The sequence below is a fragment of the Faecalimonas umbilicata genome, from assembly GCF_004346095.1.
GTDB lineage: Bacteria > Bacillota > Clostridia > Lachnospirales > Lachnospiraceae > Faecalimonas > Faecalimonas umbilicata.
Window position 1 is genome coordinate 61,592 of the sequence record NZ_SLZV01000004.1, and the last position, 25,565, is coordinate 87,156.

General features: G+C 40.8%; 22 protein-coding genes. 2 read left to right on the forward strand and 20 right to left on the reverse strand.

What is annotated here, in order from left to right:
- Nucleotides 1-144: 144 nt before the first annotated feature.
- The 3 genes from EDD74_RS02735 to EDD74_RS02745 all read right to left on the reverse strand — a co-directional run bounded on the left by EDD74_RS02735 (nt 145) and on the right by EDD74_RS02745 (nt 3,586).
- The gene (locus EDD74_RS02735) at nt 145-990 is read right to left on the reverse strand and encodes an SDR family oxidoreductase (RefSeq protein WP_008975409.1); all 846 of its coding nucleotides are present in this window, start codon (nt 988-990) and stop codon (nt 145-147) included.
- 35 nt (nt 991-1,025) lie between these two features.
- Nucleotides 1,026-2,066 carry a mannonate dehydratase gene (uxuA, locus tag EDD74_RS02740; RefSeq protein ID WP_016438610.1) on the reverse strand — a complete coding sequence of 347 codons (1,041 nt, stop codon included), beginning with the start codon at nt 2,064-2,066 and terminating at the stop codon, nt 1,026-1,028.
- A 119-nt stretch (nt 2,067-2,185) separates the two neighbouring features.
- Nucleotides 2,186-3,586 carry an MFS transporter gene (locus tag EDD74_RS02745; RefSeq protein ID WP_116442266.1) on the reverse strand — a complete coding sequence of 467 codons (1,401 nt, stop codon included), beginning with the start codon at nt 3,584-3,586 and terminating at the stop codon, nt 2,186-2,188.
- 247 nt (nt 3,587-3,833) lie between these two features.
- Between EDD74_RS02745 and EDD74_RS02750 the strand changes: the two genes are divergently transcribed.
- Nucleotides 3,834-5,096: a helix-turn-helix domain-containing protein gene (locus EDD74_RS02750; protein WP_116442267.1), complete on the forward strand. Its 1,263-nt coding sequence runs from the start codon at nt 3,834-3,836 to the stop codon at nt 5,094-5,096.
- 40 nt (nt 5,097-5,136) lie between these two features.
- Here EDD74_RS02750 and ftsY read toward each other — a convergent pair whose 3' ends face one another.
- The 17 genes from ftsY to mgtE all read right to left on the reverse strand — a co-directional run bounded on the left by ftsY (nt 5,137) and on the right by mgtE (nt 24,133).
- On the reverse strand, nt 5,137-6,066 hold the full coding sequence (gene ftsY, locus EDD74_RS02755; protein WP_008975405.1) for a signal recognition particle-docking protein FtsY: 930 nt from the start codon (nt 6,064-6,066) through the stop codon (nt 5,137-5,139).
- A 12-nt stretch (nt 6,067-6,078) separates the two neighbouring features.
- Complete coding sequence (gene smc / locus EDD74_RS02760; RefSeq protein WP_116442268.1) at nt 6,079-9,639, reverse strand: chromosome segregation protein SMC; 3,561 nt, start codon at nt 9,637-9,639, stop codon at nt 6,079-6,081.
- A 7-nt stretch (nt 9,640-9,646) separates the two neighbouring features.
- Nucleotides 9,647-10,336, reverse strand: a complete 690-nt coding sequence (gene rnc, locus EDD74_RS02765; RefSeq protein ID WP_009261963.1) for a ribonuclease III — start codon at nt 10,334-10,336, stop codon at nt 9,647-9,649.
- A 77-nt stretch (nt 10,337-10,413) separates the two neighbouring features.
- A complete protein-coding gene (gene acpP / locus EDD74_RS02770) occupies nt 10,414-10,644 on the reverse strand; it encodes an acyl carrier protein (RefSeq protein WP_008975401.1) in 231 nt (76 codons plus the stop codon).
- Nucleotides 10,645-10,678: 34 nt separating this feature from the next.
- Nucleotides 10,679-11,713 (reverse strand): phosphate acyltransferase PlsX, encoded by a 1,035-nt coding sequence (plsX, locus tag EDD74_RS02775; protein WP_016438607.1) that lies wholly within the window; start codon nt 11,711-11,713, stop codon nt 10,679-10,681.
- Between the two features lie 177 nt (nt 11,714-11,890).
- Entirely contained in the window at nt 11,891-12,757 is an 867-nt protein-coding gene (locus EDD74_RS02780) for a sugar phosphate isomerase/epimerase family protein (RefSeq protein WP_016438606.1), read from the reverse strand.
- Nucleotides 12,758-12,844: 87 nt separating this feature from the next.
- Complete coding sequence (locus EDD74_RS02785) at nt 12,845-13,849, reverse strand: Gfo/Idh/MocA family protein (RefSeq protein WP_008975398.1); 1,005 nt, start codon at nt 13,847-13,849, stop codon at nt 12,845-12,847.
- Nucleotides 13,850-13,878: 29 nt separating this feature from the next.
- Entirely contained in the window at nt 13,879-15,072 is a 1,194-nt protein-coding gene (locus EDD74_RS02790) for a Gfo/Idh/MocA family protein (protein ID WP_008975397.1), read from the reverse strand.
- A 14-nt stretch (nt 15,073-15,086) separates the two neighbouring features.
- Nucleotides 15,087-15,971: a sugar phosphate isomerase/epimerase family protein gene (locus EDD74_RS02795; protein ID WP_116442269.1), complete on the reverse strand. Its 885-nt coding sequence runs from the start codon at nt 15,969-15,971 to the stop codon at nt 15,087-15,089.
- Nucleotides 15,972-15,994: 23 nt separating this feature from the next.
- Nucleotides 15,995-16,363, reverse strand: a complete 369-nt coding sequence (locus EDD74_RS02800) for a TM2 domain-containing protein (protein WP_008975395.1) — start codon at nt 16,361-16,363, stop codon at nt 15,995-15,997.
- A 69-nt stretch (nt 16,364-16,432) separates the two neighbouring features.
- Nucleotides 16,433-17,980, reverse strand: coding sequence for an MFS transporter (locus EDD74_RS02805; protein WP_016438603.1), 1,548 nt, complete (start codon nt 17,978-17,980; stop codon nt 16,433-16,435).
- 249 nt (nt 17,981-18,229) lie between these two features.
- Complete coding sequence (locus EDD74_RS02810) at nt 18,230-19,459, reverse strand: AraC family transcriptional regulator (protein WP_008975393.1); 1,230 nt, start codon at nt 19,457-19,459, stop codon at nt 18,230-18,232.
- An 83-nt stretch (nt 19,460-19,542) separates the two neighbouring features.
- Nucleotides 19,543-19,719: a 50S ribosomal protein L32 gene (gene rpmF, locus EDD74_RS02815; RefSeq protein WP_008975392.1), complete on the reverse strand. Its 177-nt coding sequence runs from the start codon at nt 19,717-19,719 to the stop codon at nt 19,543-19,545.
- Nucleotides 19,720-19,722: 3 nt separating this feature from the next.
- Complete coding sequence (locus EDD74_RS02820) at nt 19,723-20,256, reverse strand: YceD family protein (RefSeq protein ID WP_016438601.1); 534 nt, start codon at nt 20,254-20,256, stop codon at nt 19,723-19,725.
- Nucleotides 20,257-20,391: 135 nt separating this feature from the next.
- Nucleotides 20,392-21,582, reverse strand: coding sequence for an acetate kinase (locus tag EDD74_RS02825; RefSeq protein ID WP_008975390.1), 1,191 nt, complete (start codon nt 21,580-21,582; stop codon nt 20,392-20,394).
- Between the two features lie 84 nt (nt 21,583-21,666).
- Nucleotides 21,667-22,665, reverse strand: coding sequence for a phosphate acetyltransferase (gene pta / locus EDD74_RS02830; RefSeq protein ID WP_008975389.1), 999 nt, complete (start codon nt 22,663-22,665; stop codon nt 21,667-21,669).
- 136 nt (nt 22,666-22,801) lie between these two features.
- On the reverse strand, nt 22,802-24,133 hold the full coding sequence (gene mgtE / locus EDD74_RS02835) for a magnesium transporter (RefSeq protein ID WP_008975388.1): 1,332 nt from the start codon (nt 24,131-24,133) through the stop codon (nt 22,802-22,804).
- A 140-nt stretch (nt 24,134-24,273) separates the two neighbouring features.
- Between mgtE and EDD74_RS02840 the strand changes: the two genes are divergently transcribed.
- On the forward strand, nt 24,274-25,494 hold the full coding sequence (locus EDD74_RS02840; protein WP_008975387.1) for a nucleotidyltransferase: 1,221 nt from the start codon (nt 24,274-24,276) through the stop codon (nt 25,492-25,494).
- Nucleotides 25,495-25,565: the final 71 nt, after the last annotated feature.

Here is a 25,565-nt window from a genome sequence, read left to right on the forward strand (position 1 = left end):
ATCTTTTTTGTGCGCTCTGGAAGATTGTATGCTTGCCAAAGCATCTGTCATTTCACTTTTTCTATGATAAAGAACGCCAATGCAGAAAAACAGACTCTGCATGTTCTTCTGCATTGGCAATGTGTCTTTTCTATCTGATTACTATTATACGCCTGAGTAAGCAGAGAACCCTCCGTCTACCGGAATTACTACACCATTTACGAAGCTAGAAGCATCTTCGCACATTAAGTATAATAAAGTACCGATCAACTCTTCTGATTTACCAAAACGATCCATAGGTGTGTTTCTTAAAATCTTCTCTGTACGTGCTGTCGGTGTTCCGTCATCGTTAAATAATAATTTTTCATTCTGTTTTGAAACGAAGAATCCTGGTGCGATTGCGTTGCAACGAATTCCAACTTTTGAGAAGTGTACTGCAAGCCACTGTGTAAAGTTAGAAATAGCAGCCTTTGCTCCGCTGTATGCAGGAATCTTTGTCAGTGGTGTAAATGCATTCATGCTGGAAATGTTGATGATGCTCGCACCTTTTTTGTCCATCATGTCCTGAGCAAATACCTGTGTTGGAAGCAGTGTACCAAGGTAGTTTAAGTTAAATACGAATTCTACTCCAGATACATCAAGATCAAAGAATGTCTTCATCTGATTTAAATCTTCTTTGTGGAAGAATTCATTGTCTGTTGTTGCTCTCGGATTGTTTCCTCCTGCTCCGTTGATCAGGATGTCACATGTTCCGAAATCTGCAAGGATCGCATCTCTTGCTGCTTCGATGCTCTCTCTCTGAAGTACATTACATGCATATCCTTTTGCGATTCCTCCGTCTTTGACGATTGCTTCAGCATTTGCTTTTGCTGCTTCTTCGTTCAGGTCAAGAAGTGCAACTTTCGCTCCTGTCTCAGCAACAGCTGCTGCGAACATAGAACAAAGTACACCGCCGGCTCCTGTTACAACTACTACTTTATCTTTCAGATCAATTTGAAATGGAAGTTTCATATTTTTCCACGCTCCAATCTTTTTATTTTTTCGAACTATTTGTCTAATTTATCAAGGGTTTCCCAGATTCCTGTCATATACATTGCACCTAATGCTCTGTCATACAGTCCATATCCCGGTTTTCCAGTCTCTCCCCAGATCATTCTTCCGTGATCCGGTCTTAAATATCCTTCAAATCCAGCATCGTGATATGCTTTTAATATTTCAACGATATCTAATGATCCACACGGAGAATAGTGTGCACTCTCCTCAAAGGATCCGTCCTCCAAAATCTTAACATTTCTTACATGAGCGAAGTGAATCCGTCCCATTGCCGCATATTTCTTTACCATCTCTGCGTAGTTGTTAAATGTCGCACATCCAAGACTTCCGCTGCAGAGTGTCAGTCCGTGATGTTTATCATCATAGAGACCTAAGAAACGATCAATGTTCTCCTCGCATGTAATGATTCTCGGAATTCCAAAAATAGACCACGGTGGATCATCCGGATGAATTCCCATGTTGACATCAAATTCGATTGCTGTCGGCATAATTTCGTTGATGAAATAAGCCAGGTTCTCCCACAGACCTTCTTCTCCAAGATCTTTGTACGCCTGGATCAGCTCTGCCATCTCTTCTGTTGAGTAGGAAGAATCCCATCCCGGAAGAGCTAATTTTGTCGGATCCATCTGCGCTACATGCTCTTTGTAGTATACAAGTGCGTTAGATCCATCCGGAAGTTCTCTGTCAAGCTGTGATCTTGTCCAGTCGAATACTGGCATGAAGTTGTAGCAAATACACTTCACGCCTGCTTTTGCAAGACGTCTGATGTTCTCTTTATAGTTCTCGATATACTGTTGATAGTTTCCTCTTCTCAACTTGATATCCTCGTGAACCGGAACACTTTCAATCACTTCCATCTCAAGTCCTTTAGCTTCTACCTGAGCTTTCAATTTCAGAATTTCTTCTTCCGGCCATACTTCTCCGACAGGAACACTGTAAACAGCTGTCACGACACCTGTCATTCCCGGAATCTGACGAATATTGTCCAGAGTTACCGGATCGTCTGGTCCATACCAGCGAAATGTCATTTTCATACACATTTCTCCTTTCGTTTCATTTATATATTTTATTATGCGTTATAAGGAACGCAAAATATCTCTTCTCGTACCGACAGGCAGCCATATCGCTGACTGCCGGATGTATCTAGCGCAAATTATTTTGCTGCTCTTTTGTCTAATTCTTCTCTGATTTCTTCCAGTTTCTTCTTAGAAAGAGGATACCAGAAAATCAAGATCAATGCAATGATAAGATATCCGATTGCCGGAACACCTGTTGCCACCGCATAAATAGAGTTTTTTACAGCCTCTGTCTGGTCAATACCTGCACCTGACTGATATCCGATCAGTGCAAGCGCATATCCGCCAAGTCCTCCTGCAAGAGCCTGTCCAAGCTTTCTTGCAAAAGAGTAAACTCCATAAACAGTACCACCATCTTCAGAACCTGTCATTACAGTCTGGTAATCAATGATGTCTGTGATAAATGCCCAGATCATCAAGTTGAAAAGACCGCTTCCAAGGTTTCCTAATAAAATGATTCCGCAGAATACCCATGGATTTTTAATCTTTGCAACAAATAAGAATACATATACTGCAGATGCAAAAAGTAATGCCGCACTAGATGCTTCTTTCTTTCCAAATCTCTTAGTAATTTTACCAGAAAATGGAGCTAAAATCAATGTACATGCAGTACCTAATAAACTTGCAATTGACATTGCCTTTGTATTTTTGAAGTAATCCTGATACAGATATACGTTCATAGACTGTGCAAGAAGCATTGCAAGAAGTAATACGATTGCCGCAACAATGATAGATACAAGTGCACGGTTTCCAACAAGTCCTTTTACAAGGTCTTTTGCGGAAGTCTTCTTCTCAGCTGTTTTTGTCTCTGTCACAACACGCTCTGTAGACCATTTGTAACAGATTGTGTAGCAGATGAATGCACATACAGCGAAAATAAGTGAGAGAATAAACATACGTTCCCCAACTAATACCTGATTTCCCGCCTCATCTTTTACGTATACGATCATCGGCGCTACAAATCCAACGATAACTCCTGCAAGTGACGCACCTACACTTCTAAATGTAGAAAGCTGTGCACGCTCTACCGGATCAGTAGTGATTGCGGAAGCCATAGAACCATATGGGATGTTGATTGCTGTGTAACAGAAGCTTCCCCATAAAATATAAGTCACAAAGATGTAAACAATCTTCAGTGCATACGGAAGGTTTGCTACCCATGGAATAAATACAAGTACTCCTGCAAGGACTACCGGGATACGGATTCTTCTGATCCATGGACGGTATCTTCCTTCTTTTCCAGGTTTCGCACTGTCTACAATTCGTCCCATTCCAATATCTGTGAACGCATCAACAAAACGCGCTACTAAAAACAAAGTTCCTACCACACCTGCATTGATTCCCAACACGCTTGTGTAGAACACCATTAAAAATTGACTAATCAGAATAAAGAAGAAATCGTTACCAAAGTCTCCACACATGTAAGCGATTTTATCTTTGATTCCGAAAGGTTGATTGTTGTTTGTTGAACTTGCCATTGTCATCCTCCTAAAATCTTTTTCTTTCGGCATGTTTTACTTTTTGTTCCTCTCCCAGCAACAAGCAGATCTTGGTATACACCTGTGTCACTGTCGGATGGGCAAAAAGACTTTTAGCATTCGGTCTGTCTTGACCTTGTTATTACTTTAACACATATTTTTTTTGAGCGAGAGTAGAATTCTCATTGATTTTCGTACTATTTTCATGTATTTTATTATTATATAGAATAATTTTAAGGAGATGAGTATGAAACAACCGAATATTTTTGCATTCCTCACAGACCTTTTGTACGCTACACTCAAAGTGCACTCTGCCGTCCTGACACCTCCATTTGAATCTTTGGAGCAGATTGACTTCGGACTGCGCAGAAAGATTTGGAGCGATTTTGACTACCAGACTCTACTCTACGGAGCACCAAATGTAACATTTGATAATTCTATTTATTTCATGGAAGATAATTTTTATTCACATTATATCATTTTTAAGCACCCCGAGATTGCCAACAGTTATTATTATGTAGGTCCATTTCTCACCCGAACTGCGGATGATACCTTTCTTTCGGAAATTCTTCAGAAAAATCAGCTTTCCGAAAATATGCGTGATTCGCTCCGTACTTACTATAACACAATTCCACAGTTGGAAATGCGAACGATGATCGCCACACTCAACACAATAGGCAGTTATCTATACGGTGGCCCGGAATCTTACCTGGTCCATTTCATCACTGAAAACTGGGGAACAAATGACGTAAGCTACGAATCTTCTTCCACGCCGGAGCTCTATCTTTCCATGGATGTCATGGAAGAACGTTATCGGATGGAGAACGAACTTCTAGAAGCGATTTCCAGAGGAGACCGGAGAAATGCACTAAAGTCTTTTCACGCATTTAGCTGCACTCGCTTTGAGAATCGGACAAAAGATCTTCTGCGTGATGCTAAGAATCGGCTTGTAATCTTAAATACGCTGTGCCGAAAAGCAGCTGAAAAGAGTTTTGTCCATCCTATCTATTTAAATGAAATTTCGACATCTTATGCCTTACAAATTGAAGACTCTTCTTCTGTTGAAGATTTAAATGCCTTGATGCTCGATATGATCCGGAGATATTGTCTGCTTGTTCAAAATCAGTCCATGATGAATTATAGCCCAGTCATTCGCAAAGCATTGAATTATATCCATTTTAATTTGCATCATCCACTCTCATTAAAATCAATTGCAGAAGTGCTGAATGTAAATCCAAACTACCTGTCAACCATTTTCAAAAAGGAACTTGAAATTACATTGACGGAATTTATCAACCAGCAAAGAATACACATTGCAGTGAAATTATTAAATACCACCGATCTGCAAATTCAGGATGTGGCATGGAATGTAGGAATGAATGATGTCAATTATTTTACAAAACTGTTCAAAAAGTCGGTTGGTGTAACCCCAAGCTGCTATAAGAAAAATATCAAGCGGACCACACCTTATGATAATCAACCTTCATCTATCACACAGATTTCAATATAACAATGGAGCGGGAATTTTTCAATCCCGCTCCATCTATCTTTTATTCTTCTGTCGCAAACAATGCATTTACAAACTCATCCGGATCAAATTTTTGAAGATCCTCGATATGTTCTCCGACACCAATATATTTCACCGGAATGCCAAGTTCTGACTGGATTGCCACAGCAATTCCCCCTTTAGCTGTTCCGTCTAATTTAGTCAAAACAATTCCTGTAATATCTGCTGCTTCTTTAAATTCTCTTGCCTGTGCGAGCGCATTCTGTCCGGTTGTTCCGTCCAATACAACAAGTGTTTCACGATATGCTTCCGGAAATTCCCGGTCAATGATCCGATTGATCTTTTTTAACTCTTCCATCAGATTTTTCTTGTTGTGCAAACGCCCTGCCGTGTCACATAGCAGTACATCTGCCTTTCTTGCTTTTGCAGCCTGTACTGCATCATAAACGATTGCCGCCGGATCTGCTCCTTCCTGACCTCCGATCATATAGGCATCTGCTCTTCTCGCCCACTCGGTAAGTTGTTCCCCTGCTGCTGCGCGGAAAGTATCTGCCGCTGCTAAAACAACTTTCTTTCCTTCTTCTCGAAGTTTTCCTGCAAGTTTTCCAACTGTTGTCGTCTTTCCAACACCGTTTACTCCAATGACAAGAACAACGGAAGTACGATTTTCAAATTCATATGCCGTATCTCCGATGCTCATCTGCTCTTTGATACTGTCAATCAGAAGCTGCTTGCATTCTGCCGGCTCCTTAATATGGTTCTCTTTTACCTTTGCCTTCAGATCTTCAATGATCTTCATCGTCGCATGGATTCCCAAGTCTCCCATGATCAGTATCTCTTCCAGTTCTTCATAGAAATCTTCATCAATACTTGAAAATCCATTAAAAATGCTGTCAATTCCTGATACAATGTTATCTCTTGTCTTTGCAAGTCCAGATACCAGTCGTTTAAAAAATCCTTTTTTTTCTCCCATATCTATTTCCTCCTACTTCTCTAACTCATCTTCCAAAAGATTTACCGACACTAATGTCGATACCCCTTTCTCCTGCATCGTAATTCCGTATAGACGGTCTGCCGCTGTCATCGTACCACGCCTGTGCGTAATTACGATAAATTGTGTATGTTTGGTCAGTTTATGTAAATACTTTGCAAAACGCGTTACATTCGAATCGTCAAGCGCAGCCTCAATCTCATCAAGAAGACAGAATGGGGATGGCTTTAAATTTTGGATAGCAAACAAAAGTGCAATGGCCGTCAGCGCCTTTTCTCCACCAGAAAGCTGCATCATATTTTGCAGTTTTTTCCCCGGCGGCTGTGCAATAATGCGAATACCCGCTTCTAGAATGTCTTCATCTTCTAACAATTCGAGCGTTCCCTTTCCTCCGCCAAAAAGCTGTTTGAATACACTGTCGAACTCCTTTGCGATCTTTGCAAACTGTTCTTCAAATTGTTTCCGCATCGCAATATCCAGTTCTTCAATAATCTGAACCAAAGTCTTTTCTGCCTCTACAAGATCATCATGCTGTCCTTTTAAGAATTCGTAGCGCTCAAGTACATTTTTGTAGTCCTCAATCGCATTGACATTGACTGTGCCAAGCGCTTTGATCTCTGTTTTTAATCTTTGAATTTCTTTCTTTAGAAGCACAGGATCAAGCAGCTCTTCTTTTCTCATTTCCAGTGCATGAGAATAGGTCAGTTCATATTCTTCCCACATGTAATCCATCAACTTTTCAGTCTGCTCTTCCAAAGCAGTCTTTTTGCTGTCCAAGCGAAAAGTTTCTTTGTCCAGATCAGAAAGATGACGGGATAAATCTTCCCGGCTCTGGAAAATTTCTTTCTGTACAAGCTGCAGTTTCTCTTTCTGCTCCATATAAGACGCCAGTTCCTCTTTTGCTGCATGAAGTTCTTCACTCAGCTGTACGATCGTTTGACGTAGTTTTAAAATCTGCCCTTCCCGCTCCGCAATCTCATTTGCCGCATGTTCTTTTCCGGCTTGAAGTGTTTCCTCCTCGTGCGATCTGCGAAACATTTCTTCTTCCATTCGTTTCACATTTTCCTGCAAAAATAGATTTTTTTGATCCAGTGCAGCACTCTCGAGATGTGCTGCCTCTGCACTTTTCAGATAGATTGCTTCCTTCTCTTTCTTCTGCTCAACTTCTTTCTGCAATTGTTGGATTCTCCGCTGAAATTCTTTCTCAAGTAATTCCGACGTTTCAAGTTCCATCTGGATTGACTCTTTGTTTTCAAAAATTTCTGCCATCTGACGTTCCAGCCGCATTCCCTCCTGATGAATATCGGTAAATGCCTGGCTCGTTTCTCCCTGTCGCTCCTTTGCCTGTGCAAGATTCATCTTTACCGTATTTTGTTTCACATACAGGTTTTGAAGAATTTCTCGATTTTTTTCAAGATCTGCATAACAAGCTGTCCTCTTCTCTTTATCCCGAATCACAGCAGATTGCATCTGCTGCATCTCCTGATACAGCCTTCTTACCGCTTTCTCATACTCTTCAATCTCGCGCCTTCTACTCAAAAGATTGCTTGTATTTTTAAAAGATCCTCCTGTCATGGAACCGCCGGGGTTCATCAGTTCTCCTTCCAGTGTCACAATCCGCAAAGACTGTCTGTATTTTCTTGCCAGTGCAATTCCATCCTCAATGGTATGAACAACAACTGTTCTGCCAAGTAAGTGGTCAATAAGCTTTTGATACTTAGGGTCTGCTGCTACCAGTGTGCTTGCAAGTCCTATAACCCCTTTCTCTTGTAATGCCTCTGGTTGTCGAATCCCGGAGGTTCCATTGATTGCAGTCAATGGTAAAAAGGTCGCACGTCCGTACTTATTCCTTTTCAGAAAATCGATCATGCGTTTTGCAGTCTCCTCACAATCCGTAACAATATTCTGAATGTTACCGCCAAGCGCTGTCTCAATTGCGATCTCATAGGTCTTATCAACTTTGATCAAGTCCGCCACAACCCCAAGAAGCCCTTTTTCTTCCTCTTTTCGTTCCATAATTTTGCGGATACTTCCTCCATAGCCATCGTACCGCTCCGTCAAGTTTCTAAGAGATTCCAGTCTTGACTTCTCTCTATGGAATGTTGTCTGACCGATCTGTAATTGCTTATTTTGATCTTTCAGCTGTTTTTGAAGCTGTTCGATCTCATCTTCCAGACGATTGCTCTCTGCCTGATGTTTTTCGATTTCCGCCTGAACTGCAAGAAAATCTTCCTCATATTTCTTTAATTGTGCTTCCTGTTCTCCGGAGTTGCTTTTCATCTCGATCAGTCGCTGATTCATCTGCGCCCGCTGAACTTTTGTCTGCTCCATCATCGTATCATAATGTTGCAGCTTCGCTTTTGTTACAGCACGATTTTCCAATAACTGCATCGTATCATTTTTCTTTTTTTCTACCGCCACAAGAAGTTCTGCGATCTGCGTCTGGATTTCCTTTAGATTTTCTTCTACCTGACGCTCTTCTATCTTTGCGCCAGAAATCTTTTCTCCCAATTGCTCCTGCTCTTTTGCAAATGCTGCTTTCTGTTCCTGATACTCTTTTAATTCTTTTGCAATTGCCAGAAGACGTTGATCATAATGGCTATCGCTCATCTTCGCAGTCCGGATCTGTTCCTCCAATACCTGGATCTGACTTTCCGCCTGCTGTTTTGCCAATGTTTTTTCATCTCGCTTTGTGCGGCACCCATCCATCTGCAATTCAGCTTCAGCAAGTTTCTGTTCTTGTTTCTCATAGGCATGTTTCAACGCTTCCTGCTTTTCCTTTGCTTCTGTCAGTTCTCTGTTGGCATCATCAAAAGATCGCTGAGCGGTTTCCATCTGTTCTTTCAGCCGAATCGTATCCATTAAAAACATATTAATATCATAAATTTTTAATTCTTCTTTTTTCTTCAGATAGATTCTCGCTGTTTCTGACTGCCTTCTCAGTGGCTCCACTTGTTTCTCAAGTTCTGACAAAATATCATTGACACGAACGAGATTCTGTCTCTCGTCTTCCAGCTTTCTGACAGAAAGATATTTTCGCCTCTTAAATTTGACAATCCCTGCCGCTTCATCAAAAAGCTCTCTCCGCTCTTCCGGCTTTCCACTTAAAATCTTATCAATCTGGCCCTGCCCGATGATCGAATACCCTTCTTTCCCAATCCCGGTGTCATAAAAAAGCTCATTCACATCTTTCAGCCTGCAAGCAGTTCCATTGATCAGATATTCACTTTCCCCAGAACGGTATAACTTTCTTGTGACAGTCACTTCATGATAGTCAACCGGAAGCTGATGATCCGCATTGTCCAATGTGATTGCAACCGAAGCATAACTTAAGGGTCTGCGGTTCTCTGTCCCCGAAAAAATAACATCCTGCATCGATCCTCCACGCAGCTGCTTTGCCCTCTGCTCTCCCAGCACCCAGCGCACTGCATCAGCGACATTACTTTTTCCACTTCCATTTGGTCCTACAATCCCTGTAATTCCATTATGGAACTCAAACAAAATCTTATTCGCAAAAGACTTAAATCCCTGCACTTCGATACTTTTTAAATACATCTTCCACCTACTGTTCTTTCTTTCTCAGCATCAAAATCGTCTGATATGCCGCCTCCTGCTCAGAAGCTTTTTTTGTTCTTCCACTTCCGGTTCCGTAGCATTCCTCTCCAATGTAGGCAGACGTTGTAAAAGATTTGTTATGGTCTGGACCTTCCTCCTTTTCAAGCACATATCTTACATTTTCTGTAAATTTCGCCTGAACCATCTCTTGAAGGATAGTCTTGCTATCATAAAAGAGCTTTTTGTTTTCCAGATCTGACAAAATAAATTTTTGAATGAACTCTTTTGCACTAGCAAAACCACCATCTAAATAAATCGCTCCGATCAATGCCTCCACGGCATCCGAAGTAATTGAGTCTCGCTGCCGTCCACCAGTTGCTTCCTCACCTTTTCCGAGTAAAAGATAACTTCCCAACATCAATTCCTTTGCAACAAATGCAAGCGCAGGCTCACAGACAATACTTGCCCTCGTTTTCGTCAATTCACCTTCCGGCATAGAAGGATTGTCAAAAAAGAGTGCTTCACTCGTTGTAAGTTCTAATACCGCATCTCCGAGAAATTCCAACCGTTCGTTGCAGTCTTGCTTTTTCATATGTTTTTCATTTGTATAAGAACTGTGCATCATCGCCTTTTGAAGCAATTCTTTTTTCTGAAATGTATAACCGATTTTTTTTTCTAATTCCTTTAATCTCTGCATTCTGATTCTCCTCTGATAAAACGAAAAAGCCCGGATGGGCTTTCTCATTTATAAAATAATAGAAATATCGCCTGCTGTTAGTTTGTAGCATTCTTGATCTGTTCTACTGCATCCCCAACTGTTACAATGCTTTCTGCATCTTCATTTGCGATTTCAATGTCAAATGCTTCCTCAATTCCCATAATGATCTGGAAAATATCCAGCGAATCTGCTCCGAGATCATCTACAAAAGTTGTATCCATTGTGATCTCATCCGGATTTACATTTAATACGTCCACAATAATTTCCTGTAATTTTTCGAATTCCATAACTTGATTTCCTTTCTGTTATTCCACTTGATTTTTAGGATGTTGTTTCGTCTTTTTGCTTTTCTTCTTTCTGAATGTGCTCTCTGATCTTCTCATTGATCTTCTGTTCTTTGAAAGTCACACACTGTATGATAGAATTGGAAACTTCCTTTGCCGAAGAACTTCCATGCGTCTTCACGACAAGTCCATTCAATCCGAGAAGCGGTGCCCCACCATGTTCACTGACATCAAACGATTTCAATGTCTGCTTCAAAGCTGGTTTTACTAACAGTGCACCAATCTTACTTCTCAATGTAGACATCATCCCTTTTTTTATCTGGCTTGTGAGCGCTGCTCCGACACCTTCGTATAACTTCAAGATAACATTCCCGACAAACGCTTCACAGACAATTACGTCTGCCATCCCATGTGGAATCTCTCTTGCTTCAATGCTGCCGATAAAATGAATATCCTTACATGCCTTTAACAGTGGGAATGTTTCTTTTACAAGTGCATTTCCTTTCTCTTCTTCCGCACCGATATTAACAATTGCGACTCTTGGCTTCGCGATTCCCATCACATTCTCCATATAAACAGATCCCATTTTTGCGAACTGCACTAAATGTGACGGTCTTGCATCCACATTTGCCCCGCAGTCAATCAAAAGAGAGACACCCTTTTCTGTTGGAATCAACGGTGCAAGCGGCGGGCGCTCCACGCCTTTAATTCTTCCAACAATCAGTTGCCCTCCGACAAGAACTGCACCAGAATTTCCAGCAGAGACAAAAGCATCTGCCTCTCCCTTCTTTACAAGATTCATCCCAACAACAATCGATGAATCCTTCTTCTTGCGGATTGCCATAACCGGCGGCTCTGCCGTCTCGATTTTTTCAGTGGCGCCGACAACCTCGATCTGCTCCTTCGGATATGTATACTTGTCAAGTTCCTCCCTGACCACAGCTTCCTGTCCGACGAGAAAAACTTTAATGTCCTGACGTCTGCTGACGGCATCCACAGCACCTTTCACCATTTCACCAGGTGCATGATCGCCGCCCATTGCATCCAGAACTACTTTTGTTAAATCAGCCATATTCATTCCTCCCAGCATTACTATTAATAATATTACTAGACATCTCTGCAAAAATCAATATAATTTTTTGTACTTCCCTCTATCACAAAAATCGCTTTATGTTTACCCATAAAGCGATTTTTTGTCACAGGATCGTTTCGTTCCCTGTCTGTTTTATTTTCTTTTTCTATTCCTAGATTAATCTAAATTAAACCAGTCAGCATATCCAAGTTTTTCCAGGTTTGCTTTGCTGATCTTTAAGCTTTCAAATGGATCTCTTCCATAAGTTGCATCCTGCTCGATCAAGAAGTACTCGCTTCCTCCTGCAAGACCTGCTTCGATACATTCTTTTACCGGAAGAGAACCTTCTCCAACTTCTGCAAATTCTACATTGCTTGTAAATGCAGCCATAAATGTTTCAGGATCAAATTTTCCTTCTGGAAGTTTTACTTCACCGATTCTGTAATCTTTTAAGTGAAGCAGACGGATTCGTCCGTCATATTTCTTAATAAACTCTACCGGATTTTCTCCTCCTCTGTGAATCCAGTGGATATCTAACTCAAATCCCATATGTTTTGTATTGTTCTTGATGATGTCTAATAAGTATTCTCCATCATATTTTACAAACTCTACATGATGATTGTGGTAGTATAAATCAATTCCATGTTCTTTTAATCTTCCAGCAACCTCATCTGCACGTTTTACAAAATCAAGCGCTTTTTCGCGGCTTCCCATACATGTCATCGGAAGCATACCGATACGAAGCATATCGCAGTTTAATGTCTTACAATCAGCTACGATTTTGTCAAAATCTGTTGTAAGGTATTCTCCTGGCATTCCTGGCATCATCGGCTCTAATGCTGCGCTGAGCGCTGCAATCTTAATTCCGAATTCTTCGCATGCTTTTTTCATTCCTGCTACGTTTTCTTCTGTCATCGGAACCTGAGATACTTCCACACAGTGATATCCCAGCTCTGCACATGCTTTTAATGTTCCATATGCACCTAATTCTGCAATTTTATCTTTGATTGTACTCATCTGAATACCAATTAATCCTTTTTTCATCAATGTTCCTCCTACTTATAAAAACAATCCGTTATCTTCTTTCGTCATGACACAGCCTGGTAAAAATGATCTTTTGCATGAGACATTTTATCGCACAGGCACATAACTGTTTGTTCTTCCAGACTCCTGGATCGCATCAATCAACTGAATGCTCATCTTTGCATCCTTCACTTTGATATAATTATCTGTTCCATCCTCAAGGCATTTGTAGAATCTGGCAATCAGTTTACTATGGCTCGCACCATAATAAAACTTGCTTCCAGGCATCTTCTCATCCTCGATCAGTTTTTTCTGGGTACCATCCTCTTGCACTTCATAAAGTACATTATCCCGAATCAGAAATTCTCCTTGTTCGAGCTGAACTGCAATCTGTACAGATTCATTTTTATGGTTAGCGTTTGTTGCAAAAAACAGACCTCTTGCACCATTTTCATATTCCAGTCTCGCAGTCACAGTATCTTCAACTTCAATTCCATAATCTAAAAGCTGACTTACCGAAGCATGTACCCCTTTGATAGTTCCACCAAGAAAATATAAAAGATCCAGTGTATGCACAGACTGATTAATCATACATCCGCCGCCGGCAGTTTCCCATTTCCCGCGCCACGGTTTGATATCGTAATACTCCTTTGCGCGATACCATGGGACAATTCCTCTTGTTCCTGTAACTTTTCCGTATTTTCCACTGTCAATCAGCTCTTTTAACATCTCCACACTCTCATTCAAGCGATTCTGGAGACAAATTCCAATATGAAGCTCTGGATGCTCTGCTTCTAATTTTACATATTCTTCCGCTTCTTTTGTCGTAAGCGCTACCGGCTTTTCACAAAATACATTGCATCCCATCTCAGCTACTTCTTTTGCAACCGGATAGTGCAGGTAGTGCGGCAGACAGATATGGACACAGTCCGGCTGTGTCTGTTTTACCATTTCTTTGTAATCTGTAAAGAAAGGGACACCTTCCGGAAGCCCTTGATTGGCCTCCGGATTGATGTCGCACAGTCCGCAGAGTGTTATTTCTGGATTCGCAAGAATACCCGCAATATGAATTTGGGAAATATCCCCTAATCCAATGATCGCTGCTCTCTTCATCCTAACTCCTCCCATTTTCAATTGTGAAATTAACGTGTTGGGAATTTTCCTTCCTCTGCAATTTTCTTATTTAATTCAGCAAGATATACATCTTCGTCTACAGGAAGTTCTACTTCTTTTCCTAACCAGCTTGACAGAAGTGTTGCATTTGCAAGGTTTACTCCATTGATTCCGTCTGCTCCAGGAGCTAATAACGGTGTTCCTTCGATGATGTGTTTTGCAAAATCTTCCATAACAGTTGTGTGCTGTACTCCCCATCCATCTGTGTTCTCAAATGTTTCGATGTCGTACAGTCCGTCTGCTCCTGAAGAATTTCCCTGAGTCAGTTTTACAAGTTCCATCATAGACATTGTATCATTTAATTCTTTTTCTGATTTTTTCAGACGGTATACAGTTGCTTTCTTGCTGTCTTCCACAACAATCTTTCCACCGTCTAAGTCGATCTCAAAACGGTCTGTTCCGATTGGATCATGTGTACATGTGATAAAGCTTCCTGTTGCTCCGTTTGGATATTCTGTGACGATTGTTACATCGTTGTCAACGATAATATCTCTGTGAGCTCCGCAGATGATCTTTGCATATACTTTGCTTGGAACTCCACACATCCACTGCCATAAGTCTAACTGATGAGGAGCCTGATTTACAAGGACACCTCCACCTTCTCCGCCCCATGTAGCTCTCCAGTCGCTCTGACGGTAGTAGCTGTCCGGACGCCACCATGAGTTGATGATCCAGTTAGAACGACGAATTTCTCCAAGTTCTCCGGAAGCAACGATTTCTTTTACTTTCTGATATAATTTATTTGTACGCTGATTGAACATGATTCCGAAAGCTACCTCTGGGTGAGCTGCTGCACACTCGTTCATCTCACGAACAGATTTTGCATATACCCCTGCTGGTTTCTCTACAAGTACGTTCATTCCATGTTCCAGACAGTAAATTGCGATTTCTGTATGTAAATAATGTGGAACAGTTGTGATTACTGCATCGACTGTTCCAGAAGCAACCATCTCTTTCCAATCTTTGAAGAAAGGAACTTCCGGATATTTTTCTTTGCACATTGCTTCCTTCTCAGGATCGATATCACAAAGTGCTCCTAATGCACAGTGCGGTGGGCATTCTGGTGCCGGCATTCCTGGGAATCCACCCTTTCCTGATAAAAATCCTGCATACGCGCCACCTTGCGCACCAATACCAATTAAACCAAATCTTACTTTTTCCATGTTTATATTCCTCCTTAGTTTGATTTCTCTATGGAATCTAAAATATCTATTAAAGCATGATACTGCATGGAGTAACCTTCTGCACCATCTTTTGCTTTATTTTCTTTAATAATATTTTCTGCATTCTCTGTCTCAAGAGACTGAAGTGCATCAAACAGTACCAGGTGCGGCTCCAATGTCAGGAAGCCTTGATAACCTTCCTCTTTGATCGCTCTTTTTAAGATTTCTGCAATCTTTCCTTCACCTGTTCCGCAAAGAACATTCTCCTTATCTGTTGTCACAGCATCTTTAATATGGATGTATGCGACATGGTCACGGAGCAATTCCCAGCATTCCATTGTATCTTCCCCGCACTGTACGAAATTCGCAAAATCAAATACCGATTTGAAATGCGGGCTTCCAAGTGCATCTAAAATGATTTTGCATCGTTCTTTGATATCACCATAAATAGCTTTTTCATTTTCATGGATCATAACAACATTATATTTTGCTGCGATCGCATCAAACTTCTTTAATTTTTCAATAACAATCTCTTTGTAATCATCGGCATTCTTTCCTTCCGGAATAAAGAAGCTAAACATGCGAATATATTTACAATCAAGCACTTTACAGATTTTGCAGAGTTCTTCCATCTGCACAAGCTGTTTTTCAAATGCTTCTTCATCATCTACGTTAATCTTACCAATCGGAGATCCCAGAGAAGAAACTTTTACATTTGCTTCCCGCAATCTTGGCAGAAGCTTTTCCTCAACCTCTTCTGCTGTATAATCTGCGATGCCTTTCCCGTCTGCTGTTCTAAGAGAAATGTACTCCATTCCAAGAGAAGTCACAACACGAAGCTGTTCATCAAAATCCGGACTAATCTCATCTGCAAATCCAGAAATTAAAATATGTTCCATTTCTTCCACCTCTTTCTAAAATTTTAAATCAATACTTTTCCGTTCTCATCTGGCTTCATAGGGATGACGATCATTAAATCTACCACCGTCATAGCGAACGGAAATCCCGCCCAGCATGTCAACAGGTAGATAAGCGCTGTCTTATACTGATGCGTATAGAAGCGGTGTCCCCCCATCCATCCTGTGAGCACTGCCAGCCATATGTATGTTTTACGGCTTACCAGCCTCTTTTCTCTGCTGTTGATCAGGTTTTGATACCACCCTGCGAATTTTTGCAGCAAAGTCTCTTTTTCTTCAATACCATATGCCTCTTTTGTTTTCTGTAGTTCATTTTCTAACTCTAAAAACTTTTTAATGTCTTCCGGACTGTCCAGTCTTTCCTTTTTTTTCATGTCTGTTACCTCCCATGGGAAAGACTGTCAGCCAGGAATCCTCCCCCTTTTATAAATCTTCTGCAAATACTATTTCTGTTCCATTGCTTTTGCTTTGATCGCTGCAATCTCTTCCTGAATCTCTTCCATCTTTTCTTTTGTAAGTGGATAGAATTTCATTGCGATCAAGTTGATGATCCATCCGATCAATGGTGCTCCGATAAAGCATGCCATTGTCACCCAGAAAATTCCATCACTGTATGGTGTTGATTCTACCGGAAGCTCTTTCTTAAACCCAATTGCCGCAAACATAACTGCTACAAATGTAGCTGCCAGTGAAGAAATGATCTTATCCACGCAGCTGAATAATGTTCCCATAAGTCCTGGCACATATTTTCCAGAACGGTATACTTCATAATCCGCACAGTCCGCTGTCATCGGAATAACAATAGATCCTGCCACATTCATGAATCCACGCATTAATATATAAAGGAGCATAAATATAATTCCATATAAACTCCAGTTTTCCAGTGACCATGTGCTTCCTTTGAATACACCCATAATTCCAGATACAACCGGAAGTTTCATAGAAGTAGGATCTCCCAGATACATTAACAGGAATAATCCCAAAGCAAATATAATAGATCCTGCTGTTCCGATCACGAGAGCTTTCTTCTGTCCTAAGTTTCTTGCGATCACACCCATACCAAGGATAGATAAAATACAGATTGGGATCGATGTAATAGCTGAAACAGATCCGTATAATGCATAATTTCCGCAAATAACACCGAACAATGTAATCATGATCGTAGCATTTGTTGCCATAGAGTTGCTCAGCTTATCTGAAGATGCAGAAGCAACAAGCATCTGGATTGCACGGTTATGTGCAAGCACATCGATGTAATCTTTGAATCCAACTTTTACAGTTTCACCTGTTCCAAAGTACTCCTGACGGTCTTTTCTCCACAAACCAATAATTGCAAGAACTGCGAAAACTGCTGCAATTCCACCAAATACCAACTGAAGATGGTGGAACATCTCTGGATTATAAAATGCAGAAAGTGTCACGTTGCCAGCTTTGTCTGTCACGTTAAATTTTGGAATCAATGTTCCAGAAATATAAACAGGAATGATCATGCTCATTGCCAAAATATTATATACGGAATCGAACATTGCAAAGATTGGTCTCTGCTTCGGATCATTTGTCAAACAAGACTGTGCTGATTTTGTAACAACACACTGGCAAGTATACCCGATAATGTAAATCATATAGATTGCGATGAAGAATGGAAATCTTCCTGCCTTCGGGATACTCGGTGTTACATTAAATAGCACGAAAGATGATGCAAACAAAATAATCTGTCCAATTACAATAAATGGTCTATTCTTACCAAATTTTGAATTTGTCTTATCTACGAAATATCCGACAAATGGGTCAGTCACACCATCCCAGATTCTCATAATCGTTACAAAAGAACCTGCCAGTACCGCACCAACACCTACGATACCAATCAGATAATAGCTGATATAGCTCATCAACATCATGTAAATATTTGTGGAAGTATTATTCAGTGCATAGAATCCTATCTCCCATAATTTCGCACGGTGAATACCGTTTTCTTCTAAAGGTTTTTTCATTCTTATTTTCCTCTTTCTTTCATTTCTCAAATCAATGAAAATACTCAAGGCAAATGGTATTTTAGAATTCCCTTTCTATTATTTACTCGTCCCTCCTTATGTTGACATTCTAACATGGATTCTCAAAAGAAATAAGTAAAATTTTGTTTGAAATAAGGAAAATTGTTATTTTTTTGACTTGTAATGTAAAAAAACAACAGAAACCCCTTTGTTTCTGCTGCTTTTTTGTAGCTTTTGTATTTTCTTTTTTTACATTTTTGTTGCCGAGAGCACTTTTTCGCGATATTTTGTCGGAGTCATCCCGGTGATCTTTTTAAAAACTTTGCTAAAGTAATTCACATCGCAGATTCCCACCCGAAAAGCAATGTCCTGGATCTGCATAGAACTTGTGTTTAAATAAAGAATAGCTATTTCTACTCTGCGCTGATTGATATATTCCGTCACCGTCTGACCCATCTCCTTTTTAAACACCGTGGAAAGATAACTTGCATTCACATTGAGCTCTTCCGACAGATTTTTCAAAGAAACCCCTTGACTGATATTCAGTTCAATATAATTCATCGCCTTTCGCACAAGCGGTGTATATTTCTGAAACGAATAATTTTGCACTAACATACAATATCTTCGAATCATTTCCCGATTAAAATGGCTGTACTCTGCACGAGTGCAAACCGTCTCAATCTTTTTTGCCAACGCACAGGACACCTTGTCGATCAAATAAGGATGTACTCCTCCCATCTCAGCCGCTTTTCGATAAAGCGTATTTGCAGTGATCAAAAAATTCCTGTAATTCCTGCTTGCTTCTTTAAAGCGATCTGCAATGCGAAAACTGGACATTCTGGCCGTTGCATTCAGAGCCGCATCAATATTCCCCTGGGAAATTGCTTTCATAAGATCATTTTCAATTTTGTAGCGTTCTTCAATCAAGTTCGCCGACAGGTTTGACTCTTCCTGATTTTCCGGCGCAGTAAGCTCTTCTGTCCATGTAAAGTGATCCAGATAACAGATTTCCAGTTTCCCTTCATTTTTGTATAGCATACGTATGATGGATACAAGACATTCTTTAAACTCTTGATAGTTTGGCAGAATCGGCATTGCCTGATAGTATTCCTGAAGTTCCCCCATATAAATTGTAGGGATTTTATGTGTCTGCACCAGTTCATTCAGCCAGTTCTCTTCTACCTTTTCATTTTGATATGGTCCGATCAAACAGTAGTTTCCCACACTTCTCTCTTCTTCCGGCAGACAGAACATACAGTATTCCGTTTCAAAAACATCCTGCAAGACATACAACTTCCTGCTCTCACAAGTGTCACAGACATACGCTGCAATCTTCTCATAAGTATTCTGATTCCCAAAAATCTTTCTGATCCCTAAATCAAACTTCGTGATGTCATCTTCTTTTGAAGAAATCAATGTCAGATTTACATTAAAATTTTCCAGAAAGGCTTCAAGGACTTTCCATAAATCAACCTGCATATGCTTCCTCCTCTTTCTAAAGCAAAAAAAGAATGGAAAAAAGGAGGCTGATTCCCAACCTCCTTTTCAACCTTATCCTCTTATTATTGAGCGATAATTTCTTTTTTGTTATAAGATCCACAAGCTTTGCAAACTCTGTGAGGCATCATTAATTCTCCACACTTGCTGCATTTTACCAAATTCGGAGCGCTCATTTTCCAGTTTGCTCTTCTTTTGTCTCTTCTTGCTTTTGAAGATTTATTCTTTGGACAAATTGACATAGGTTACACCTCCTTAAAATTCTTAAACACATCGCGGATAACTGACATTCTAGGGTCAAGACTTGTGTCTTCACAGTCACAAGTTCCCTCATTTAGGTTTTGACCACATACGTTGCAAATTCCTTTACAGTCTTCACAACATAGAATTTTCATCGGCCATCCTATCAAAATCTCATTATAGAGTAATTTGTCTACGTCAAGATTATATCCGTCAATATAATTCTTTTCTTCTGCTGTTTCATCGTGCGCTTCTGATTGATTCAATTCGTTCAGATTCACATCTTTCTCAAACTCAATCAAAAATTCATACGGCACTTCTTTCAGACAGCGATCACACGGAATCGAAATCACAACCTTTGTTTTCCCGGAAATAAGTACCTGACGGTTCTTCACATGCCGGATCACAAACTCTACTGGCTCTTTCTCTATAATTGGAAATCTCCCAGCCTTTGTGCGAAACTCTTCCAGTTCCATCTCTGCATTCAGATGCATCGTCTTATCTTCTGCTGTCACGACTTTCAATAGGCTGATTATCATAAAACAGTTCTCCTATTCACACCTCAATTATTATATCACGTTCAACGCGTTTGTCAATGCTTTTATATGACAAAAATAAGAAAAAAGTCTGGTACAGACTTTTTTCTTATCTTCCTTCCACAAAATAATCAGAAATTAAACTAAGGCAACTGTCTCACGAGCAATCGCAAGTTCTTCATTTGTAGGAACTACAAGCACTTTTACTTTCGATTCTGGTGTAGAGATAATGATTTCCTGTCCGCGTTTTCCGTTCAGCTCTTCATCAATCTCAATTCCAAGATATCCTAAATATTTGCATACCATTGTGCGAACGATTGCTGAGTTTTCTCCGATTCCAGCTGTAAATACGATATTATCTACTCCGTTCATTGCAGCTGTATAGCTTCCAACATATTTTGCTACTCTGTACGCAAATACATCCAACGCAAGCTCTGCAATTTCATTTCCGTCTGCTGCCGCTTCACTTAAATCTCTGAAGTCGCTTGATAAGTTATTAGAAAGTCCATATACTCCTGATTTTTTATTCAGTACGTTCATAAGTCCGGCAATGTCAAGATTTTCTTTCTTTGCAAGGAATTCCATGATTGCAGGATCGATATCTCCGGAACGTGTTCCCATCACAAGTCCTTCCAACGGTGTAAGTCCCATAGAAGTATCCACGGATTTTCCATTTTCCACTGCACAGATACTTGCTCCATTTCCTAAATGACATACGATTGTCTTTGTCTCATCGTAAGCTTTTCCAACGAGTTCTGCAACTCTCTTTGATACAAAGCTGTGGCTTGTACCATGGAATCCGTAGCGTCTTACTTTGTATTTCTCATAATACTCATATGGAAGTCCATACATATATGCTTTGCTTGGCATTGTCTGATGAAATGCTGTGTCAAATACAGCTACCATAGGAACTCCCGGCATTAATTCACGGCATGCATTGATTCCGATCAGGTTTGCAGGATTATGTAATGGTGCAAGGTCGTTACATTCTTCAATTGCTTTTAACACTTCGTCATCGATCACTACAGAACTTGCAAATTTCTCTCCGCCATGTACAACACGATGTCCAACCGCATTGATCTCATCAAGGCTCTTTACAACACCTGTCTTCTCATCTGTCAAGGCATCGATTACAAACTGAATAGCCTCTGTATGTGTCGGCATTGCCTTATCAGATGTTGTCTTTTCTCCACCTTCTGGCTGATAGGTCAGCTTTCCGTCGATTCCGATTCTTTCACAGAGCCCTTTTGCAAGAACTCCTTCTGATTCTGAGTTGATCAGCTGGAATTTCAAAGAAGAACTTCCACAGTTGATTACTAAAATATTCATGTTTCTTTCCTCCGTTTGGTTATAATATTTTATTTTAACAGAAGAAATGCTACCACTTTTACATTTCTCCTGTCTAATGCACTTTTATTCTGCTGCCTGAGCCTGTACTGCTGTGATTGCAATTACACCCTCAATGTCTGCTGCGCTGCATCCGCGTGACAGATCATTAACCGGCTTTGCAATTCCCTGTGTGAGCGGTCCATATGCTTCTGCTTTTGCAAGTCTTTGCACAAGTTTGTATCCGATATTTCCTGCATCTAAATCCGGGAAAATCAGTACGTTAGCATGTCCTGCCACTTTGCTTCCCGGAGCTTTTGATTCACCAATTTCCGGAACGATTGCTGCATCTAACTGAAGTTCTCCATCCAGCATTAATTCTGGAGCTGCCTCTTTTGCAATCTTTGTTGCTTCTACAACTTTATCAACATCTGCATGTTTTGCACTTCCCTTTGTAGAGTGAGAAAGCATAGCAACTTTCGGTTCTGCTCCAACTAATGTACGGAAAGATTCTGCTGAAGAAATTGCGATTGCTGCAAGTTTTTCTGGATCTGGGTTCTGCTCAAGACCAGAATCTCCGAAGATAAATGTTCCGTGTTCTCCCATCTCACAGTCCGGAACAACCATAACAAAGAATGCAGATACTAATTTTGTGCCTGGTTTTGTCTTTAAGATCTGTAAGCATGGTCTTAATGTATCTGCTGTGGAGTGGCATGCTCCGGATACCATACCGTCAGCATCTCCCATTTTTACCATCATTACTCCATAATATAAATAATTTGTCAGAAGAATCTCTTTTGCCTGCTCCTCTGTCATTCCTTTTTTCTGTCTCAGTTCTACGAGTTTTGCAATATATCCTGCTGTTCTCTCATCTGTTGCAGGGTCTACGATCACTGCTCCCGTAAGATCAAATCCAGCTCCATTCTTCTCGATCTCTTCCTTGCTTCCGACAAGAATCAGATTTGCTGTGCCTTCTTTTAAAACAGCTTCTGCCGCTTCATAAGTTCTTTTGTCTTCTGTCTCCGGAAGTACGATTACTTTTTTGTCTGCTTTTGCTTTTGCTTTAATTACATCAATAAATCCCATGATTTATGACCCCTTTCATTTTTCTCATATATCTTATTATAGCGCAAATGCTTTTTGTATACAAGCTTTGTTAATTATATGTCAATAATTCTCATTTTTTGCTAATTTACACTAATCTTCCGAAATTTTTCCCAAATTAAATATGAAAAATCCTTGTCACAATCGCAAAGTACACAAGAATTGTACCTGTATCCACTAAAGTTGTAATCAGCGGCGCTGCCATAATCGCCGGATCTAGTCCACACTTTTTTGCGACCAGCGGAAGAACACACCCTACTGTCTTAGAAAGAAGGATCGTTGCAATCATTGTCAATCCGATCGCAAATGCAAGAAGCGGATCGCCATACATAATGATTACGCGAACTCCATTCACCATCGACAGACAGAGTCCTACAAGAAGCGCTACCCGTATCTCCTTGAACAACACTCGGAAAATATCCTTAAACTCAATCTCTCCTACTGTCAGACCGCGGATGATCAATGTAGAGCTCTGTGATCCACAGTTTCCTCCTGTTCCTGTCAACATTGGAATAAACGTATTTAAAATCGGCATCACTGCAAGCGCTGCCTCAAAATGTCCTAAAATCAAACCTGTGATCGTTGCCGAGAGCATAAGAAACAGCAGCCATGGAAAACGGTTTCTGGCATGTTTCCAGACAGACGTACCAAAATAAGACTCCTCATTCGGAACCACACCTGCCATTACACTCATATCTTCTGTCGCCTCATCCTGCAGAACGATCATCGCATCATCGACCGTGACAATTCCTACCATGCACATCTCCTGATCCAACACGGGTATCGCGATCAGTCCATATTTGTGTATTGTATTTGCCACATCTTCTTTGTCGTCTAATGTTCTGACAAACAACGGGTTGGTCTCCATGATTTCTTCAATCACCTTATTTTCACCTGTTGTCAGAAGATCTTTGACATCCACACTTCCAATCAGTTTTCTCTTTTCTGTCACATAACAAGTATAGATCGTCTCTTTATTGATTCCGACCTGCCTGATTTTCAAAATTGCTTCTGCCACCGTCATCTCTTTTCTCAGCGCGATGTACTCTACATTCATGATACTTCCAGCGCTGTCATCCGGATACTGGAGCAACATATTGATCTGCTTTCTCGTCTCCTCATCTGTCACAAGCAAAAGACGATCCACTACATTTGCAGGCATTTCCTCCAGTACATCGACCGTGTCATCAATATACATCTCTTCCATGACTTCCTGTAATTCCGAATCCGTCAGTGCATCGATCAACACTTGACGCATCTCCGCATTCATATACGAAAAAGTCTCTGCTGCCTCCTCTTTTGGGAGAAGCCTGAAAATCAATACAACCTGTTTGTCTGTCAACTCTTCCATGATCTCTGCGAGATCCACAGGATACATATCTTCCAACTCCAGCTTCAACTGTTTAAAATCACGCTGTTCAAGTAGTTCTTCAATTCTTTCTTCTGGCATATGCACCCTCCCTCTTCTCTTTTTTACCCTGCTTTAAACAAATCGCACTAATTTAAGTGTATCGACTTCTCCCTCGATTGTCAAACAAAAAATATTATAGTATAATTCTGAAATACGATTATAGAAAGGGAGAACCAACAATGAAAATCGCAGGTCTTATCACCGAATACAATCCGTTCCACAACGGACATCTCTATCACATTCAAAAAGCAAAAGAACTGACGGATGCCGATTACCTGATCGTCATCATGAGTGGAGACTTTGTACAGCGCGGCGGTCCCGCAATTCTTCCAAAAGATGTCCGCACGCAGATGGCTCTTCAATGTGGTGCTTCTCTTGTTTTAGAACTTCCCGTCCGCTATGCCACAGGCAGTGCAGAATTTTTCGCCTTTGGGGCTGTATCTCTTCTAGACGCGCTTGGCTGTGTTGATTTCCTTTGTTTTGGAAGTGAATGCGGTGAGATTGAAAAGCTTCTTTCGCTCGCTCAATTTCTTTTGGAAGAGCCCGCCAGTTTCAAAGAAGCACTCCAGGCATCGCTAAAATCTGGCCTTTCTTATCCTGCAGCCCGAAAAAAAGCCGCCTTGCAGACACTCAACGACCAAGCGCTCTGCAATATTTTAAATGAACCAAACAATATTTTAGGAATCGAATACCTAAAAGCATTGAAACGACGAAAGAGCCCCATCCGTCCCCTCACGATCCAGCGGCAAGGGGCACACTATCATGACGCTGTTCCTCATGAAACTTTTAGTTCTGCCTCTGCAATCCGCAAACTTTTTCTCTCCCAAGGAGAAGATGCCCTTTCTACCCTTGTCGGGCATGTTCCCAAGACCGTCCATCTACTTTGCAAAGAGGCATATAACATTCGCTTCCCAGTGTGTTCCAACGACTTTTCTCTCTTGCTGAAATACCGACTGCTACAGGAAACTGCAGACTCCCTCGTGCATTGGCAGGATATCTCTTCACCGCTTGCAAACCGGATCATCCGATGCAGAGATCAGTTCCAAAACTGGGAACAATTCTGCGAGCTGTTAAAAACAAAGGAGCTTACCTACACGCGCATCAGCCGTGCTCTTCTCCATGTCTGTCTGGAAATTCCGGACCCTGATAAGAGTGTTCCCCCTCTTTATGCGCGTATACTGGGATTCCAAAAATCAGCCACCCCGCTCTTTTCACTCCTGAAAAAGGAAAGCCGTATCCCTCTGATCACAAAGCTTGCCTCTGCCGCGCTCACATCCAAAGCTGCCGAAGATATGCTTCAGGAAGACGTTCACAGCGCTAATCTGTATGAATCCGTCGTCACAGACAAATTTCAGAGGCCTTTTCACAACGAATACAGACAATCCATTATACGCCTTTAAAAGGCAAAAAACTTCGCCCAGCCAGGCTCTCAAATCTTTTTCGATTCTCAGTTGCCTTGCAGGGCGAAGTT